The 18,441-nt window shown below is 58.3% G+C and carries 16 protein-coding genes; 1 reads left to right on the top strand and 15 read right to left on the bottom strand.

Annotated elements, in window-relative coordinates:
- Nucleotides 1–65: 65 nt before the first annotated feature.
- The 14 genes from DLM86_RS22460 to DLM86_RS22395 all read right to left on the bottom strand — a co-directional run bounded on the left by DLM86_RS22460 (nucleotide 66) and on the right by DLM86_RS22395 (nucleotide 16,300).
- Complete coding sequence (locus DLM86_RS22460) at nucleotides 66–1,421, bottom strand: ABC transporter substrate-binding protein (protein ID WP_110842306.1); 1,356 nt, start codon at nucleotides 1,419–1,421, stop codon at nucleotides 66–68.
- Nucleotides 1,422–1,567: 146 nt separating this feature from the next.
- The gene (locus DLM86_RS22455; RefSeq protein ID WP_158289619.1) at nucleotides 1,568–1,954 is read right to left on the bottom strand and encodes a Ger(x)C family spore germination C-terminal domain-containing protein; all 387 of its coding nucleotides are present in this window, start codon (nucleotides 1,952–1,954) and stop codon (nucleotides 1,568–1,570) included.
- Between the two features lie 14 nt (nucleotides 1,955–1,968).
- A complete protein-coding gene (locus DLM86_RS22450; protein ID WP_146250272.1) occupies nucleotides 1,969–2,718 on the bottom strand; it encodes a Ger(x)C family spore germination protein in 750 nt (249 codons plus the stop codon).
- Complete coding sequence (locus DLM86_RS22445) at nucleotides 2,705–3,805, bottom strand: GerAB/ArcD/ProY family transporter (protein WP_110842303.1); 1,101 nt, start codon at nucleotides 3,803–3,805, stop codon at nucleotides 2,705–2,707. The genes DLM86_RS22450 and DLM86_RS22445 overlap by 14 nt, the downstream gene beginning before the upstream one ends.
- Before the next feature lie 4 nt (nucleotides 3,806–3,809).
- Nucleotides 3,810–5,255 carry a spore germination protein gene (locus tag DLM86_RS22440; protein WP_425453994.1) on the bottom strand — a complete coding sequence of 482 codons (1,446 nt, stop codon included), beginning with the start codon at nucleotides 5,253–5,255 and terminating at the stop codon, nucleotides 3,810–3,812.
- Nucleotides 5,256–5,687: 432 nt separating this feature from the next.
- Entirely contained in the window at nucleotides 5,688–7,277 is a 1,590-nt protein-coding gene (locus tag DLM86_RS22435) for a sensor domain-containing diguanylate cyclase (RefSeq protein WP_110842301.1), read from the bottom strand.
- A 117-nt stretch (nucleotides 7,278–7,394) separates the two neighbouring features.
- Nucleotides 7,395–9,212: a sensor histidine kinase gene (locus DLM86_RS22430; protein ID WP_110842300.1), complete on the bottom strand. Its 1,818-nt coding sequence runs from the start codon at nucleotides 9,210–9,212 to the stop codon at nucleotides 7,395–7,397.
- Nucleotides 9,209–10,018 (bottom strand): response regulator transcription factor, encoded by an 810-nt coding sequence (locus tag DLM86_RS22425; protein ID WP_110842299.1) that lies wholly within the window; start codon nucleotides 10,016–10,018, stop codon nucleotides 9,209–9,211. The genes DLM86_RS22430 and DLM86_RS22425 overlap by 4 nt, the downstream gene beginning before the upstream one ends.
- A 91-nt stretch (nucleotides 10,019–10,109) precedes the next feature.
- Nucleotides 10,110–11,786: an extracellular solute-binding protein gene (locus DLM86_RS22420; protein ID WP_110842298.1), complete on the bottom strand. Its 1,677-nt coding sequence runs from the start codon at nucleotides 11,784–11,786 to the stop codon at nucleotides 10,110–10,112.
- Between the two features lie 115 nt (nucleotides 11,787–11,901).
- Complete coding sequence (locus DLM86_RS22415) at nucleotides 11,902–12,795, bottom strand: carbohydrate ABC transporter permease (protein WP_110842297.1); 894 nt, start codon at nucleotides 12,793–12,795, stop codon at nucleotides 11,902–11,904.
- A 12-nt stretch (nucleotides 12,796–12,807) separates the two neighbouring features.
- Nucleotides 12,808–13,671, bottom strand: coding sequence for an ABC transporter permease (locus DLM86_RS22410; protein ID WP_110842296.1), 864 nt, complete (start codon nucleotides 13,669–13,671; stop codon nucleotides 12,808–12,810).
- A 321-nt stretch (nucleotides 13,672–13,992) separates the two neighbouring features.
- The gene (locus DLM86_RS22405; RefSeq protein WP_110842295.1) at nucleotides 13,993–14,769 is read right to left on the bottom strand and encodes an MgtC/SapB family protein; all 777 of its coding nucleotides are present in this window, start codon (nucleotides 14,767–14,769) and stop codon (nucleotides 13,993–13,995) included.
- Nucleotides 14,770–15,421: 652 nt separating this feature from the next.
- Nucleotides 15,422–16,012: a Maf family protein gene (locus DLM86_RS22400; RefSeq protein ID WP_110842294.1), complete on the bottom strand. Its 591-nt coding sequence runs from the start codon at nucleotides 16,010–16,012 to the stop codon at nucleotides 15,422–15,424.
- A gap of 45 nt (nucleotides 16,013–16,057) precedes the next feature.
- Nucleotides 16,058–16,300 carry a DUF4321 domain-containing protein gene (locus DLM86_RS22395; RefSeq protein ID WP_110842293.1) on the bottom strand — a complete coding sequence of 81 codons (243 nt, stop codon included), beginning with the start codon at nucleotides 16,298–16,300 and terminating at the stop codon, nucleotides 16,058–16,060.
- 193 nt (nucleotides 16,301–16,493) lie between these two features.
- On the opposite strand from DLM86_RS22395, the gene DLM86_RS22390 reads away from it, so the two are divergent.
- Nucleotides 16,494–17,993: an N-acetylmuramoyl-L-alanine amidase gene (locus DLM86_RS22390; RefSeq protein WP_211326571.1), complete on the top strand. Its 1,500-nt coding sequence runs from the start codon at nucleotides 16,494–16,496 to the stop codon at nucleotides 17,991–17,993.
- A 246-nt stretch (nucleotides 17,994–18,239) separates the two neighbouring features.
- On the opposite strand, the gene DLM86_RS32180 is transcribed toward DLM86_RS22390, so the two are convergent.
- A complete protein-coding gene (locus DLM86_RS32180) occupies nucleotides 18,240–18,404 on the bottom strand; it encodes a hypothetical protein (RefSeq protein ID WP_158289618.1) in 165 nt (54 codons plus the stop codon).
- Between the last annotated feature and the right edge of the window lie 37 nt (nucleotides 18,405–18,441).

Genomic DNA, 18,441 nt, shown 5'->3' with positions numbered 1-18,441 from the left:
TCTTGAAACAAGACGGACTGAGGCGCGGCCCCAGTCTCATCTTTGTCGGATCGTCCGTTCAAGCCTTACTTGCCCGCATACGATTTCCAATAAGCTTGGACTTCCTCGGCAAGCCCGTTTCGATCGATCTTGCCCACCATATATTTTTGCATCGAAGCCCCCGTCTTGGACCAATAATCTTGCGGGAAGTAGTTGATGACGCCGATATTCAACACTTGTCCTCGATCCACATAGCTGGATATGGCATCGGAAATGACATTTGTACCTTTCGCATTTACATGCTTGTAGGGCAGGGAAAGCCCCATTTGGGTCACGATTGCATGCTGCCCCTGATCGCTTGTAACGAGCCATTCGAGAAATGCTTTGGCGGCCGCTTGCTGCTCCGGCGTAGACCCCGATTGGTCGATGGCGAACAGCTTCGGTTCGCTGTACGCAACTTGAGCGTTGCCGTAATCGGCCGGATTGTTGCTGATCGGCACCGGAATGATGCCGAATTCTTTGTCGCGTCCTTCAAGCGTCCCGATGACGGCCCATGTCCAGTCTCCCATAAAATAGAACGCCGCATTGCCCTTCGCAAAATCCGCGCTGTCCTTATTGTAGTCCGCGACAAGCGGGTCTTTTTTTCGGGCATTGTACGTCTTCAACAGATCGAAAGTATCCATCAGGCCGGTAAATTGCGGGTTGCCGGCCAACGTCGCTTTGCCGTTCTTCAGGTCTTCGACAAACTTGCGATTGTCTTCCACGCTTTTCGATTGCAAGGAGTATGCCATACCCAAGTAGTGAGCGCCCAAGGACCAATCCGCCCCATGGATCATCACGGGCGCCTTGCCGGCTGCCTCAATTTTCTTGAACAACGTTTCCAAGTCGTTGCGCGTTTTAACCGAAGCCGGATCGAAGCTCCCCCCGATCGCTTCCTCGACGACCCGTTTATTATAAAGCAGACCGTAACCTTGTGCGGTCCACGGAATGCCCAGAAATTTGCCGTCCAGCAATGCGCCGTCGATCGCGCCCGGCTTGGCCAGCTGAACATACTTGTTTTTCTCGGCTTCCAGGTCCATAAACTTATCCTTGTACTGAAGAATGGTTCCCGGATCCAGGTTTGCAATCGTAGCCGGCTTTCCCGACGCCAATAAGGATTGGAATTTTTCAAGCTGCGCTCCGCCGATCGGAGTCGGAATCAATTCGATCGTCACATTCGGATTAAGCGCGTGATACGTTTTGAAAAGCTCTTCGAATACAGCGTTAACTTCGGCGGAGGTGTTGAAAAACGTAAGCTTTACGTCTTTGGCCGATGGTTTGGTTTGTGCCTCCGGAGATTGTCCCGCCGAATCACTCGGGGTGTTGCTCTTGGAGCATGCCGCCAATGCGAGGAGCACCATCATGATGCAAACGGCTAATGCGGTACCTTTGGTCATTTTCATCTTGTTTTCCCCCTTACGACTATTTATGAATGCGCATTCATGACGAATGCAATTTTATGATAACCGGTTAGCATATTTTGTGTCAACCGGTTGTCATAACAATCGCCGAGGGAGGCTCGGGGATTTGTCGCAAGCGATGTAACACCTTATCCGTTTTTCATGCCTTTCGTTCCGAATTCCTGAATCGTCGCGTTCACTTTGACTTCGACCTTTATTTCGCTGAATTGCCGGTCCCACTCGTTTTTCCGTTTTTTCCACTCCATCGGAAAGGCGATGTTCAGTCGTTTTCCGAAGCCCGCCACGTCCACTTTCAATTCGTTTTGCATTTTCGCGAGCGTCTTTTCGACTATTTCCCGAATGGACGCCTCCGTCGCCTGTTCCGCTCTTCGGATCATGTCGGATTCGAACGCGTTATCGGAATGAACCCAATCCTCCCTCAGCTTGCCTTCCGTAGCGATTTCGACTTCGAACGATACGGTTTCATTGTTCAAGCGGGGTTTGATTGCGCTTCGCAACGACCGGATTTCGTACACGACCGTTTTCCCGCTTACCGGATCTTTGCGGCGATAACGCCCGAGCTTTTTTTGCGCCCTTGCAGCAAATTCAAGCCCGCAACCTCGTTCTCGCTCAGCCAGCCGATCATCGACCCCTTCCGGCCGTCGACGACGGCGGCTCCCGCCGATTTGGCTTCTTTGCCGAAAGGTTCGATTTGCGGTACGACAAAACTCGTTTTTCCCGTCAGCTGTTCCGACATATCGCCCAGCTTGAGCTCCGGCGCCATCATCAAAGTGGTACGCCAGTTGTCGGAAAGCTCCCGGATCGCCAAAGACGGATTCGAGATGATTCCGCGCTTTTCGAACACGTCCCTCGCTTTCCCCTGCGTGATCGCCACGCGGATCGTCCGCCTTGTTTCCGTATTTCGCATCAAAAAATCGATAATGTTGTTCAAATCGAAGCTGCGCGCCACCTTCTCGCTGATGACGATCATCCGCAAATGCTCGTAGCTGGGCGATCGCTCGGCCCGTGTCGACAGCTCGCGAATGTTGGAGAAGACCGAAACGCCTTCGTTAACGAGGTTCAAATAGTTCGTTTGGGACGACCCCGATTCTTTGGCGGCAAATTGTTTCGGTACGGCAAATTGGTGGACCATGGAAACGGACTGCTTCCCGTTCGACTCGTCGAAGCCGATTCCGAGTACGATCCCGACGTCGTCGATTTCCCGACGATCCCAACAGCCGGTCAAAGGCAAAAACAAAAGTAGAATTGCGGCCGTTACCATCCGTTTATGCGTTCTCAATGCCTTTCCCCCTTAGCTTCGCGATCAGCCAAAACAACGGCGGGATGACCGCGATGATGATCAGAGCGGACACGCCAAGATGATCTCCTAATCGAAATACCTCGTTCAAATCGCGGGGAAGCATCGATACGATGTAAATAATCGGCAGAATGGCGAACGTGATCGCCCCGTGATTTTTTCGGAATAGACGACTGAACCCGAGAGACGCGACGTATTGGTAAAGGACAAACGCCGTATACATCGAGATCACCCACAAAACGGAGAATACCGATTCGAACCGCTCGAAGAAGCCGCCCGGCAGCTCGATATTTTTGGCGACCGACATCGTCGGCCAGGTCAACGTTTTCACTTCGTCCACCGTGAGCATCGCGATCGTGACACCAACGACGGCGGCGTACAAAGGAATAACCGCCGCAATGCCCCATAGCGTCGATTTCATCGCTTTATCCGGCTCCTTCATGAAAGCGAGCAGGAACAGCATGATTTCAAAGCCGCTAAAGGAAAAAACGGAGGCCTTGATCCCCCGCAGCACGGGAAGCACCCCTTCTCCGAGCACCGGACGGATGTTGACCAGCTCCGAATCTCTCAGGCTGAACAAGATGAGCACCATTAGCATCAGTACGACGATGGGAAGGCAGATTTCGATTAACCGCGCGATCGGATTCAATCCCCCCGTCGTGAGGTAAGCCGCCAAGCTCAGGAACAAGATCAACACGACTTCCATGGGGGTTTTGTCCAGCAAGTATACACGGACCACTTCGCCCATGAGGCGCAGCAGGTATCCCGATCGGGCGATGAAATCGAATGCGACCAGAACGCCGATCACGACCCCGAGCGGCTTGCCGACGATCGACTGACTATACTCGAAAAACGTTTCGCCCGGAAATCTCCGGCTCAAGCGGACGATGATAACACCGGCCAGTATGGCCAAAAATCCGCTGACGATGACGGAAATCCATCCGTCCGGCGTTCCGACGTCCCTCGCTATGCCGCGGGACATGACGAGAATGCCGGTTCCGATCATGCTTTTGGCTACGATAAAAGCGGCTTGCGTTGCCGTAATCCGGTCCCCATAGTCCTTGTTCAAAAAATTACCCCCCTTCCGGCGGTTGGCGTATGCGGTCCTCCGTCTCGTTCGATTCCGGACGACCCGTCAAGACCTGAAGCGGCAATCGGACCACAAGGTCCCTCCAGTCTCCCGGACGCATGGGCGCAAACGGAGACAAATAGTCGGTCCCGAAGCTTTTCAGTCTGACCAGATGAACCAGGATCAGGATAAAAAACATAATGATCCCGAACAACCCGAATACCGCGGCGGCCAGCATCATCGCGAAGCGCAGCATCCGTATCGCGATCCCCGCACCGTACTGCGGGAAAGCGAAGGAAGAAATCGCCGTCAAAGCGACGACGATGACCATGATCGGGCTCACGATCGCCGCCTGCACGGCCGCTTGACCGATGACCAGACCGCCGACGATGCCGACGGCTTGGCCGATCGGCTTCGGCAGACGAAGCCCGGCTTCTCGCAAAATTTCGAGCGTAACCTCCATAATCAAAGCTTCCACGATGGACGGGAACGGAACCCCTTCTCTACCGGCGGCTATCGAGATGACGAGCTTCGTCGGAATCAGACCGTGGTTATAGGAAATCAAGGCGATATAGATCGCGGGGAGGAATAAAGCCAAGAAGGCCGCTCCGTATCGCAAGATGCGGATCAGCGATGCCGGGAGCCACCTTTCGTAGTAATCTTCCGGCGAAGTCATCAGCATGGGAAACGTAACGGGAACGAGAAGGGCCATCGGCGTTCCTTCCATCAGAAGGGCGACGCGCCCTTCCATCAATGCGCCGGCGACCCGATCGGGCCGTTCCGTATTTTGGACTTGCGGGAACGGGGAAAGATACCGGTCCTCGATCAGCTGCTCGACATACCCCGACTCCAGGATGTCGTCGATATCGATCCGACGCAAGCGGCTCTCCACTTCTTCGACCAAATCCGGATTGGTCAATCCTTTGATGTAGAACAAGGACAGCTTCGTTCTCGAACGGCGTCCGAGCGTAAAGCCGACCGTCGTGAAGCCGGGGTCCTTGATGCGGCGGCGAAGAAGCGTCGTATTGCTGCGAAGGCTTTCGACGAAGCCGTCCTTCGGACCGCGTACGACCGCCTCCGAAAGAGGCTCTTCGACCGAGCGGCTTTCTCCGCCGGAAGCGCCGACGATGACCGCCTCCGCCATGCCTTCCGCAAATAGGGCGATATTGCCGGACAACACCTCGTGCACGCACGCCTCCAAGCAGGCAACGGCTTTCACGTCGGCAGCGGGAAGAACGGAATTCGTTAACTCGTCCTTCCATGCTTCCGGGTCGAGGGGAACCTCCGACGTCCGGTCGACCTCCCGCATCAGCGGCTTCATCACCTGTTCGACCAGTGCGTTCGAATCGATTAAACCGTCGATATAAACAATGACGGCACGGGAATCGGTTCGGCGGATCGCGAAATCGCGGAACATGACATCGGGACTATGACCGATCGCTTCCCGCATCGCGCGAATATTAATCTCCAGGCGCTCCGCCACCGGAACGGCAGCCTTCCGAGCCGGTTCCCGCGCTTTGTCGATCGATTTCCTCCGTCCGACCCGTCGCGACGGGCGGAACCGGTCCCCTCCTTCCGCCTGCAGCTTCCGGAATAGTCTCGAGATCCCGAAAGGAAACGCGAAAGAAACAACAGCGCCTACCCATATTTCGGGTTTCAGGATATTCCTCATCGCCTCTAGTATCATCATTCGCTACGCCCCACGTTTTCGTCTTTCACGATTCAGGGGTATTGTCTCCTTGCCGCTTCCGCTTTATTCCAGCAGATACGTCCGGATAGGGCTTGTACCGATGAATAAAAAAATCCGCGATTTACGCGGACATTCTCAACGCCTCGGTTATCGGATTCCTATGTCTAATGGACGCGGAGCGGAATACATTCCCTAACCGGCCACGATGGACTTGTTTTTCCCGGATTCCTTCGCCTGATATAGCGCATGATCGGCCCGCTGAAACAGCGTTTCCGCCGATTGGGCATGCGTAGGATAGTGCGCGATTCCTAAGGAGACCGTGATCGGGATTCCGAGCGGATTTTCTCTAGTTTCAACGGCCGTGCGAACCCGTTCCGCCATATTCCAAGCGTCCGGTACGGTAGCGAGCGGAAGCAGCGCGACGAATTCTTCCCCGCCATAACGGCAGCATACGTCGTTGGAGCGTACGGACGAGGCGAGGATCCGGGCCAGGTGGCTTAATACCTCGTCGCCTGCCTGATGACCGTAGGTGTCGTTGATGGACTTGAACCGGTCGATGTCCATCACGATCAGGGCGAAGGGCTGCCGCATTTCCGTCCATTGCTTCATGACGGATTCGAACGTTCTGCGGTTCATCAATCCCGTTAAAGAATCGGTCATGGCGGCATGAGTCAGTTGCTCGGTTTGCTTTTGCAAATCGCTCAGAGCCATTGTAATCGTCCTGGTCAACAAGTCCGCTTCCCAATTCCAGTGACGCTTGATATCCGGAAGAACGATTTTACCGCTCCCGCCGAATTTGCCGGCCATACGGGCTAAAGCTACGAACGGACCGGCCAAGCGCCGGGCCACCCATATGGCCGCGATCAGTAACAGGACAAACGGGGCAAGAGCGTATACAAGAATGGTACGAATATTGCGGTTCAATTGCCCGTACACCACGCCGACCGGCGACTGGACGACGACTCCCCAGCCGTTTTCCGGGACGAGGGAATAGCCGGCAAGAAAAACGGCCCCCTGCGCGTTGACAACCTGATCATACCCGTTTTGACCCCGAAGAACGTTTTGGACGGCCTGGTTGGCGGTGCTATCGGTGCCGATTCGGGATTTGTCCGGATGAAACAGGACGTGACCGTTCGAGCTTACGATGTAAAAGTACGAGCCGTCGCTATTGCGGTTATGCATGCCGAACATCATATTCACTATATTATCTTCCTGCAGATAGAGGCTGCCGCCGATAAAACCGCGATAACGTCCGTCCTTGTCGAAAATCGGTTCGCTCATAAACACGATCAGACGCCCGGTAGCCGAGGTGTAGGGCTTGGATAGGTAAGGCTTTCTTAGTGCCAGCGCTTCTTTGCTCGCTTCCGTTGCGATGTACGTTCCGGCCGTGCCGACGGAGGGGGGATCCACGCTTCGGATCAGGCCCGTTTCGTCCACGACGGCGATGGAGTTGAAATAGTGGCTGCCGAGACGCAGCGTCTCAAGCTGCTTCCGCATTTCTTTCACGTCCGACAAGTCGCCGGTCGCCATACGGGCGCTGGCGTGGGCCAGACCGGACCGCATCGATTTGAACAAGGAATCGATCGAATGGCTCATTTTGATGGCGGCCGAATAATTCAACGCAAAGGTCGTTTCGAATAGCGACTTCTTGTTGGATTGATAAGACGCGAAAAGCAGAATCGTCAAGGTAAACGCCACGGAAAGGGAGACCAAACCGGTTAAAAGGGTGGCAAGACTGATTTTTTTCTTTTTGGCGAAGCCGTTCCCGTATAGTCCGAACATGGTTTTCCCTTCCTTTATCTCAACGGATGTCCCCCTTCTTTTCGACATTATTCTGGCTATTCCTTTTTCACTCGGGCAGATTCTTAGTTCTTTTCGACCAGACGTGCAGTCATTCGTTTATCCGGCCTCGGCGGAAGCGTCCGTCTTTTCCGGCGCGGACCGGAGCACGCACGGAATGCGGATGACGACGGTGGTGCCTACGCCGAGACGGCTGTGGATCGCGATGCCGTAAGGCTTGCCGTAATGGAGTAAAATGCGCTGATGGACGTTGTAAACGCCGTAGCCGGTCTCGCCCTCCCGCCGGTCGTGCGCCGTAATCCGCTGCAGCGTGTCCCGCGTCATGCCGACGCCGTCGTCGATAATGCGGAACTCGATATCGGTGCCGACGCGGCGGCCGGTGACGCGAATGTGGACCCGGTCTCCGCACCACGCGTGCTTCAGCACGTTTTCGAGAAACGGCTGCAAAATCAGCTTCACGGTCTCGTAGCGGAGCAGCTCCGGCTCGACCTCGAACAGGACGCCGAGACGGTCGACGTACTTCGCCTTCTGGATGTCCAAGTACGCCTTCGCCTGCTCCAGCTCGTTCGCGATCGGGATGATCGTCCGGCCTTCGTTCAACGACAGCCGGTAAAACGAAGCCAAATCGCTCACCATCCGGTGCAGCTGCTCGACCCGGCCGAATTTCGCCAGACGGCTGATCGAGGACAGCGTATTGTACAGGAAGTGCGGGTTGATTTGCGCCTGCAGCGCCTCCAGCTCCGCCTCCTTCTTCTTCAGGCTCGTCACGTACACTTGCCGGATCAGCTCGTCGATATGCTCGGCCATCGAGTTGATCGATTGCGAGATCGTCTGGAATTCGTCCCGGCCCTTGAACCGGATTCGTCTGCGGAAATCGCCGTGGCGGAACGATTCGAGCACCGTTACGATGCGCGTCACCCGTCTGGCGAAATAACGGGACAGCACGGCGCCTACGACGAGGAAGAGGAGGAAGCAGACCGAGCCGATCGCCACGGTCAGCAGCTTCACCTTGAGCGCATCCTTCTCGATCCACGCCTTCGGGATGCGGGCGACGAGCCGCCAGTCGTCTCCGTGCAGCGGCTCCTCGACGGTCAAATACCGCTCCTCCCCATCGGCGGACGCCATCCCCGCCTCCGAACCGCCCGTCGCGAACAGCGTTCGGCCGTCGGCATCGTCGATGCGGACGGACGTCCCTTCCCCGAAATCGGGGACGACCGTTTCGAACAAGTCGGACAGCTTGACGGTCAGCCGGATGAAGCCGAAATCGGACTGCTGCCTCCCGATCATCGACGTATCGACGAGACGCCGCAGCAGCGAGATGTTGCCGAACTCCTCGTCCCGTTCGACCTGCCGCCACTGCATCGTCTCCCCGTACCGCTCGGGAGGAAACGCCCGGTACCACGGACGGTCCGCGATCCGGCGCAGATGGTAGACGTCGAAGCTTTGCCCCGCGTACGTCAGCGGGTCCGTATTGCCGTACATGCTGTACACTTCGCTCAGCGTCTCGTTGCGCAAGTAGACGGAGAGCCAGATGCGCCGGTTCGTCGCCTTGAGCACGCTTTCAAATTTCGGCTGCACATATTGCGTCGTCGACTCGTAGCTGTACCAGCCGCTCTCGTAATGGCGCAGCCGGGCGGCGATCGCGTTGTCGTAGTAGATCATGTCGGACAGGCGGACCGTATCCTTCATCCGGTACTCGATGTTGTCCTTCATCTGGCGCAGCGCCGTCTGCACGCTGCCGCTCGTCTGCTTGCGCACCGACTCGACGAGTATCGAATTGGCGAAATAGCCGAACAGCAGCACGGGAACGAGCGTCAGCGCCATGTACGAGAACATCAGCTTGTAGCCGAACGGCATATACCGCGTCTTCGCGGCCGAAGCGGCCGTCTCGCCTTCACGCTTCCCGCGGCGGATCATGGCTCCCCGCCCGTGGCGGGACGCGCGCGGAATTCGGCCGGCGTCATCCGGTACGTTTCCTTGAACTGCTTGCTGAAATACGGCATGTACCGGTAGCCGACCCGGTACGCCACCTCGTAAATGCGCAGCTTCGGGTCGCGCAGCAGCTCTCCCGCTTTTTTCATCCGCATGGACGCCAGCTGCTCGTGGAACGTCGAGCCGGTCGCCTCCTTGAACAGCTGGCCGAGATAGTTCGGCGAAAAACCGAATTCGTCCGCCACCTCGCGCAGCGTCAGCGGCCGGTCGAGACGGTCCTTCATGTACGCGACGATGCCGCGGATCAAGTTCGCGTTTTTGCCGCCCGCGCTCTCGGCCGAACGTTCCGCAGCCGGCTCCTCCGCCGTCAGCAGCTTTCGCCGCATATCGCGCTCCGTATCGGCGCGCTTCCTCGCCTCGTCCAGATCGCCCCGGATGCGCCGGAGCGCGTCGGTCAGCTCCCGGTCGTCCATCGGCTTGAGCACGTAGCTGTACGCCTTCAAGGAGAGCGCTTCCTTGACGTAATGAAAGTTTTGGTAGCCGCTGACGAACACGACCTTTACGTCCGACTGCCGCTCCCTCGCATGCCGGGCCAGCTCCAGTCCGGACATGTTCGGCATGTGCACGTCGGTGACGAGCACGTCGATCGGCTCCCGGTCGAGCAGCTCGCGCGCGGCGAAGCCGTTCGTCACCGCGCCGACGACTTCCATGCCGAGCTCCTTCCACGGAATGAACGTTTTCATGCCGTCCAAATCCAACGTCTCGTCATCCGCGATCAGCACCTTGTACATACCGTTCCCCCTACTCCAGCGGCGTCATGAAACGGAAATCGGGCGTGCGTCGACGGTCGTCGCGCACACCCTGCCTTTTCCGCTTGCCGCATTATTTCTTCAGCTTCTCCTCGTTTTCCTTCCAGCGCTTCGTCATGTAATCGAGCAGCTTCGGCAAGCCGAGCGCCTGGGCGTCCTTCTCGCCCTGATCGATAATTTTCGCCACTTCCTCCTCGCTCTTGGCGAGAATCGCCTGGGCGCGCACCTTTTTGTACAGCTCGATCCAGCGGGTGCGGATGACGCCCTCCTCGCTGTCCGGAGACGGCTCGATGCCGCGCATCGCCGTAATGTCCAAGTGCGTCTTCCACGTGATCGTGTCCTGATACAGCGTCGCCCACGACCGCTTCTCCGGCGGCAGCGACAGCTCCGCCTTCACCTTGATTTTATCGTTATAGGTCGCATTGCCGACGAATTGGAAGTTGTCGGTGGCGGTCATATTTTTTTGACGGTCCGGATCGCTGTTGAACTTCTCGGTCAAGTTCGGCAGTCCGTCGGCGTCGACGCCCTGCCAGTACATGCCTTCCGGTCCCCAGACGATTTCGCGCATCCCTTCCGGACTCGTCATCCAGTCGAAGAAGGCGAATATTTTTTCCGGCTCCTTGGCGTTTTTCGTAATGGCCGCCGCGTTCCAGCCGAGACGGTCGTAGTGGGCGACCGTAATTTTGTTTTTGTCGAGCCCCGGCTTGTGGATCGGCCATATCATGAAATAGCCGGCGTTCGGGTCGTTTTTCTTGAGCAGCTCGTGAGCGGGTGCCGCGTAATCGGTCGCCGTAATGTCCGCGTAGACGGCGACGCGGCCGGTGTTCAGCTTTTCCCGGACTTGGTCGAGCTTTTGCGTCAGCGCGTCATGGGTCATCAGCTGCTCGCGGTGCAGCTTGTTGACGAACGTCATCGCTTCCTTGAATACCGGATCGGCGAACAGCGACGTGAACTTGCCGTCCTTCGGTACGGCGCGCAGCGTTCCCATGAACGACGCGGGATTGTTTTCGCGGAACGCCGAGAACAGCATGTCGACGCCCTTGCCTTCCGACGCTTGGCCCGGCTCGAACGGGATGATGTCCGGGAACTTCGCCTTCACCTGCTTCAAGTATTCGTACAAATCGTCCGTCGTCTCCAGCTTCGGCTTGCCGAGCGCCTCGTATATTTTTTTGTTGACGACGTAGCCGGCGTTGCCGATCGGCTTGTTCGTATACCAGTTCGGGAACAGATACAGCTTGCCGTCCTTCGCCCGCAGCATGTTCAACAAGCCTTCGCCCGCCCATTTTTTCAAATTCGGGTATTTGTCCAAGTACGGATCGAGCGGCAGCAGCTGGCCGTTCTCGATGAGCCGGTTGAACTGGTCGCGGTCGCCCCAGATGACGTCGGGCAAGTCGTTCGACACGATCATCGTGTTCAGCTTGGCCTCCATGTTGCCCCCGGAGTTGACGGCGGTAATGTTGACCTTGTACTTGTCCTGGATCGCCTTCGTGAACGGATCTTTGCCCCACGGCGGCATCGTGTACCAGTTATAATGGCCGTAGACGCTGAAGGTGAACGGTTCGCTGCCGAGCTTGAACGGCCCTCCCTTGTTGTCGGAGCCGGCCGTCGCGGTCGACGAGCCGGTCGTGCCCGATTTCGCTTCCTCGGTCGCGCCGCCTTTATCCCCGCCGCCGGAGCAGCCGGCGATGACGGTGCCGAGCGCCATGACGGCGGCCAGCACGGTTACGCTTTTTTTGCGCCACACGTTCATAAGGTTAACCCCTTCCTTGATTTCGAGTATATGCCTAAAGCGAATCGCTTTAAAGCCTGTCTTCGGGCTCCCGGTCCGAAACGCCAGGATGCGGTCCCTCATGCGGTCCGCCCCCTTATTCTTTAAGCGAACCGACGAGGACGCCTTTGACGAAATACCGCTGCACGAACGGATAGACGAGAATGATCGGGACCGTGATGACCATCATCGTCGCCATCGTCAGCGACTTGGTCGTATACGTCTGGCGTTTCGCGACTTGGCTTTGGGCCGCCGAGTCCAATTGCCCGAGCTGCTCGGATGCGATGTTGGAATCGAGCGACTGCTTGAGCAGCGTTTGGACGGGCAGCAAATCCTGGTTGTTGATGTAGATCGAGGCGACGAACCAGTCGTTCCAATGCGCGATGGCGGTGAACAGCGAGAGCGTCGCGATGACCGGACCGGACAGCGGCAGCACGACCCGCAGAAACGTTGCCCAATAGCCGCAGCCGTCGATTCGCGCCGCATCCTCCAGCCCCGCCGGAATTTCGCGGAAAAACGTCCGGAAAATGATCATGCTCCACACGCTGACCAAAGACGGGACGATGAACACCCAGAACGAATCGAACAAGCCGAGGCTGCGGATGAGCAGGTAGGTCGGGATCAAACCGCCGCTGAAATACATCGTGACGACGCAAAACGTCATGTAATAGCCGCGCCCGATGAGCTCCCGCCGGGACATCCCGTACGCGAACAGCGCGGTCATCCCGATCGTGCAGACCGTGCCGACGACCGTTCGGGCGGCTGAGACGACAAAGCCTTGCAGCAGCCGCGCGTCGTTCAGGACGATCCGGTAATTTTCCAGCGAAAACTGGCGCGGCCAAAAGGTGACGCCGCCGAGGCTCGTATCCAATCCTTCGTTGAACGAGACGACGGCCGAGTTCCAGAACGGATAAAACGTCGCGAACGCGAGCAGCAGCAGCAGGACGTGTACGACGAACGAGTAGATGCGGTCTTCAAAGGCCGGCTTCAATCGAGTCCCTCCTTACCATAAGCTGCTGCCGGAACGTCTCGCCCAATAGTTGGCCAAGACGAGCAGACCGACGCTGACGACCGCCTTGAGCAGGCCGACCGCCGTCGCGAACGAATACCGGTTCAAGCTGATCCCCATCCGGTACACGTACGTGTCGAGAACGTCCGCCACGTCGCGCAGCGCCGGATTCGCGCTGAACAGGAGCAGGTCCTCGAAGCCCGCGTTCAGCAGGTTGCCGATCGCGAGGATGAAGAAGACAGTGACGACCGGCGTGATGCACGGCAGCGTAATTTGGAACGCCATGCGGAATCGGCTGGCGCCGTCGATCGCGGCCGCTTCGTACAAGCTCGGATCGATGCCGGCGATCGCCGCCAAGTAGACGATGGAGGCGAAGCCGATTTCCTTCCACACGTTCGTCGCGACGATAATCGCCCAGAAATGTTCGGGCATCGACAGGAACGGGATCGGCTTGTCGATCAGATGAAGCTTTTCCAGCAGCATGTTAACGCTTCCATTATCGACCGACAGCATCGCGAAGGCGAAGTTCGCGACGATCACCCACGACAGGAAATGAGGCAAGTAGCTGACCGTCTGCACGACGCGCTTGAACGCCATGCTGCGCACCTCGTTCAGCATGAGCGCGAGGACGATCGGTGCCGGGAAGCCGATGGCCAGCTTCAGGCCGCTGATCACGATCGTGTTGCGCATGACGAGCGGCAGCTCCGGCGAGGCGAGGAACGCCCTGAAATGCTTCAGACCGACCCACGGGCTGTCGCCCATTCCTTTGAACACCGAATAGTCCTGGAAGGCGATCAGCACGCCGTACATCGGAACATAGCTGAAGACGAGAATGAGGACGAGCGCCGGCAGCACCATCAGCTGCAAATCCCATTGACGGAGCCAGGCCGAAATCCGCGATCGCCCGGCGCGCCCCGCCGGCCCGAGCCCGGCGTTCGGTGTTGCGGTTGGTTTCAGTGTCGACCACCCTTTCGCGTTTCGTCGTTCGCATGCTTTTATAGTAGCGGGAGCGGGGCGGCGGCGCCTACTTGCCGGATCAATGAAATGTGATACAAATCAATGAAAGCGCACGAAAAAGACCTCCTTCGTCCAAGAAGGAGGTCTGGCTAAGAGTCGTAGCGGAGAACGAAGACCTCCTTCGTCCAAGAAGGAGGTCTCGTTCGTACGCCGCGGGCGCGGCTAGCCTTTGCCTGCCGCCGACTTCCCGCCGGACAGCGCGGACATGCGGACGGTCGGCAGCGAGCCGGACTCGAGCCCGATGACGTCGGGCAGCGCGAGGATGTCGTCGATCGCCCGCAGCAGCTTGTCGGCGTTCGCCGTCCGGAGCGTGAAGCGGAGCTCCATCGTTCCGCCGGCTCCCGTGTCGCCGTCCGACAAATCGTTGACCGATTGCATGACGACGTTTTTGATCTGGATGCCCTGCTCGCCGAACTTCGTCGCGATCCGCCCCAAGCTGCCGGGCTTGTCGAAAATTTTGATCGCGATTTCCTGGTTGCGCCGGTGGCGGAGCAGATGCTTCTCCCACTTGTTCAGCAGGAACAGGCTGACCAGGACGAGAAACGTCGCCAGCACCGAGGCGTAATAAAAGCCGGCCCCGACGGACAGTCCGATCGCGGCGACGACCCATACCGACGCGGCCGTCGTCAAGCCGGAGATGCTCGAGCCGTTGCGGATGATCGCGCCGGCCCCGAGGAAGCCGATGCCGCTGATGACTTGCGCCGCCAGACGCGCCGGGTCCATCCGGACGTTCGGCTCGGCGGCGAATTCGGAGAAGCCGTAAATCGACAGCAGCATGATGGAGGCCGAGCCGATGCAGACGAGAATATGCGTCCGAAACCCGGCGGCATGGTTGCTCCATTCCCGCTCCAGCCCGATCAGCCCGCCGAGCACCGCGGCCAACACCATCCGCAGCGTCAAGTCGAGATGGGAAATTTGCCACACGCTTTGTTCAATCATGGTCCGCACTTCCTTACGCTGGTTTTTGGGGGCGCTGCGGCTTTCGGGCTCCGGGTAAAATGGCCGAATAAATAAAGAAAATCGATCAATGCCGGAGCCTACCAGCCGCGCAACGCACGAATGCAAGGATAGGTTTCCGGGATTTTCTCGACGTCTCCACCCGTTTATCCTATTCGGTTGTAAAACGATTTGAACCGTTTTCACAAACGTTAATAATTATTTAACATTATGGTCGCTGGAGGGGGTTATGTCAATAGGCGGTTGGTGTTTGATTCCAAACCCGCTCATTCGCCGAACATGGACCATGCTTAGCGGAATGGCGGTCGTATTTCTCATGAAAGCGCGGGGCGGACGTCGTTCGATAATCAGCACCGTACCGGGCAGATCCCCTGCCCGGTTACGTGGCGCAAGCTCCATTGGATTTCATCCAATCGAAAAGCTCATAGGTGCCCGAAACTGGAGCTCTATTGGAAATCATCCAATGGATCGCCGTGAAATGACGCTTCCTCGGTCTATCGGGGAATAATCAATTGGATAGAATCCAACGACCGACCGTTCCGGCGTCTCCTGCCGGTCCATCCATTGGAAAAATTCCAATCGGCGACGAAGGAAGCGACCCAATCCGCCGCAACCAACAAAAAAGACGCACGGGTCACAGCACCCGTACGCCCATCTCCTCCAGCATTTCGCCCAGCAGCCGAACCGACATGCCGACGACGGTGAAAAAATCGCCCTCGATCCCGGCCACGAGCAGCGCCCCGATGCCCTGCACCGCGTACGCCCCCGCCTTGTCCATCGGCTCGCGGGTGGCGATATAGCGGCGGATGCGCTCCGCGTCCATCGGCTTCATCGTGACGCGCGTCGTCTCGTGGCGGACGAGCTCCCGTCCGGTCCGCACGTCGATGCAGGCGATGCCCGTATATACGTGATGCGCACGCCCCTCGATCGCGCTCAGCATCGCGAAGGCGTCGTCCTCGTCTTTGGGCTTGCCCAATATGCGGCCGTCCAAGACGACCACCGTATCGGAGCCGATGACGATGCCCGGCTCTCCGGCGTTCGCACGTCCTATTACGGCGCGCGCCTTGCGCAGCGACAGCTGCTCGACGTACGTGCCCGGCGGCGTCCCTTCCGGCATCGATTCGTCGACGTCGGCCGCGTCGATCCGGTACGGCAAGCCGAGCGTGCGAATAAGCTCCTGCCTTCTCGGCGAGCCGGAGGCGAGTATCAAAGTGGGTTGGTCCATTCCGGTATCCCCTTTCATCCGTTTCAACTACATGCGTTCGCGCGGCTACAGCCGCCTATACATCCAGATCGCCGCCGCGATGCCGAGCAGGCTGATAACGTTTAGCTTTACCAAAATGTCCAAATCGTACTTCACGACGCTCAGGTCGGCTTTCGGCTGCCATTTGATCTCGGCCGATTTCGTCAAAAAGCCGAGCCACGAAACCGGCTCCAGCAGCTGCGCCACGATCGCCCCGGCCAGCAAGCCGAGCAGCAAAAACAGAACCAGCGTGAACGCGTTTTTTTTCATTCAGCACCGACCTCTCCTCCGTACGCGACTTGTCCTGCATCCGGACCTAATTATACGACGGAATGACAAAGCTTGACAACGATGTCGAAGCGGGTCGGACCGACCTCCGCGATTCGCCGCTTGGTTTATATTTCCTGCATACTTCGCGCGGACGTTCCATGTACAATGTAAGGTGGAGGGGACTTGGACAACGATGAGAAACGGATTTCGCTCGCTGCTTCTGGCGGCCTCCATCCTGATGGCCGCCCCGGTGCATGCGTTTGCCGCCAAAACGGTCGTGGTCGACGCCGGACACGGCGGATCGGACCCCGGCGCGGTAGGCGTCAACGGCCTTTACGAAAAACATGTAAATTTCGACATTGCCATGAAACTGAAACAATTGCTCCTCGGACAAGGATACGACGTCGTGCTGACGCGTACGACCGACGATTTCATCAGCCTCGCGGAACGCGTCGAGCGGACGAATGCGGCGGCTCCTTCGCTGTTCGTCTCGGTCCACGCCAATTCGCATCCGAATTCCGGCGTGGGCGGCTCGCTTGTCCTTTACTACGACCGTCAATATCCGCAGGAAGACTACCCGCCCAGCGACGCGATGGCCGCGCTGACGCCGGAAAGCAAGAAGCTCGCCTCGCTCGTGCTGGAGCACGTCTTGGCCGAAGCGGGCTTCGCCGACAAAGGCATCGTCCCGAGCGCGGCGTACGTAATCCGGATGGGACAAGTGCCGAGCATTTTGGTGGAAACCGCCTTCCTGAGCAACGCCGGCGACGCCTCCCGTCTCGCCGACGAATCGGTGCGGCAAAAGCTGGCGAACGGGATCGCCGCCGGGATCGCCGCTTACTTGCCGCTGCCCGCCGTTTTCCCCGACTTGGCGGACCATTGGGCGCGCGACGCGGTCCTGCGATTGAAGGACAAAGGTATAGTGGAAGGCATCGATAACCGGTACATACCGGACCGGCCCATGACGCGTGCGGAATGGCTGACCGTCGGCGACAGGCTGTTCGGCTTCTCGAAGCTGCTGGAAAAGGTCGGAACAAGCCCGAGCAAGGACGTCCCGAACGCGGCGTCGTTCCCGGATTTGCCGAAATCGCACTGGGCGTACGCCACGTTCCGACAGGCGCTCAAGCTCGGCTTCATCAACGGCTACGAGGACGGCACGGTCCGCCCGGATCAGCCGGTAACCCGCGCCGAAGCGGCCGCCCTGCTGGAGCGGATGTCGGAAGGCGCGAACAAAACGGCTTGGACCGGCAAAACCGACTTCGCCGACGTCCCTGCTTCGTACTGGGCGTCCGGACCGATTTACCGGATGAAGCAAAAAGGAATTCTCGACGGCGTGACCGACAAGACGTTCGCGCCGGCCAAAAGCATGACGCGCGCCGAAATGGCCGCCCTGATCGACCGGTACGTCGCGCTGCCGGCGTCCGCCAGGACCGCGGCTCCCGACGCCGCGGCGGACAAGGCGCCGACGTCCTCGGCGGCGTCCTCGTCGGAGGCGAGTGCCGAGTCCGCTCCGGCGACGGGGCCATCGGCGGCTTCGGCGCCGTCGACGACGTCCTCGGCGGCGTCTCCGTCGGCGGCAACGCCGTCGCCATCCGCGACGCCGGCACCTTCGCCTTCGGGAGAGACCGCCTCGCAAACCGAGTCGCCGGCTGCACGCGGCACGCCGAGTACGGCGGCAACCCCGGCGGCGCCGTAAGCGGGAACGGGAACCGGCACGGGGACGTCATTCTCCGGCATTTAGCTGGAAATCGTCCCGGTAATTCACGGAACGTTCCGCCTCCTACCAACTTAACCGGAAATGCTCCCTCTATTTCGGCCGATTGGTTCCGATCGATGCCCATTCACGAAAATTAGGGGGACGTTTTCCCTCTAACGCCCGAATGTGCATCAGCACCGCCGAAATTAACATGAGGTTTTCCGGCTAATATGATGCTGACTCCCGTCAATTACAGGGCGGGTATGAAACCCCGTTATGCGGCACGCCCGTGTCTGGATCATCAGCAGCAGTACCATCCATCAGCATCAGGATCATCATCATCATCATCAGCAGCAGCAGCATCAGCAGCATCAGCAGCATCAGCAGCATCAGCAGCAGCAGCAGCAGCATCAGCAGCATCACCTTCACCGTCACGCAACGCCAAGCC

The organism is Paenibacillus flagellatus, assembly GCF_003217775.1.
GTDB lineage: Bacteria > Bacillota > Bacilli > Paenibacillales > NBRC-103111 > Paenibacillus_AB > Paenibacillus_AB flagellatus.
Note: the sequence above shows the minus strand (reverse complement) of the source record. Positions and strands in the feature narration are given on the sequence as shown.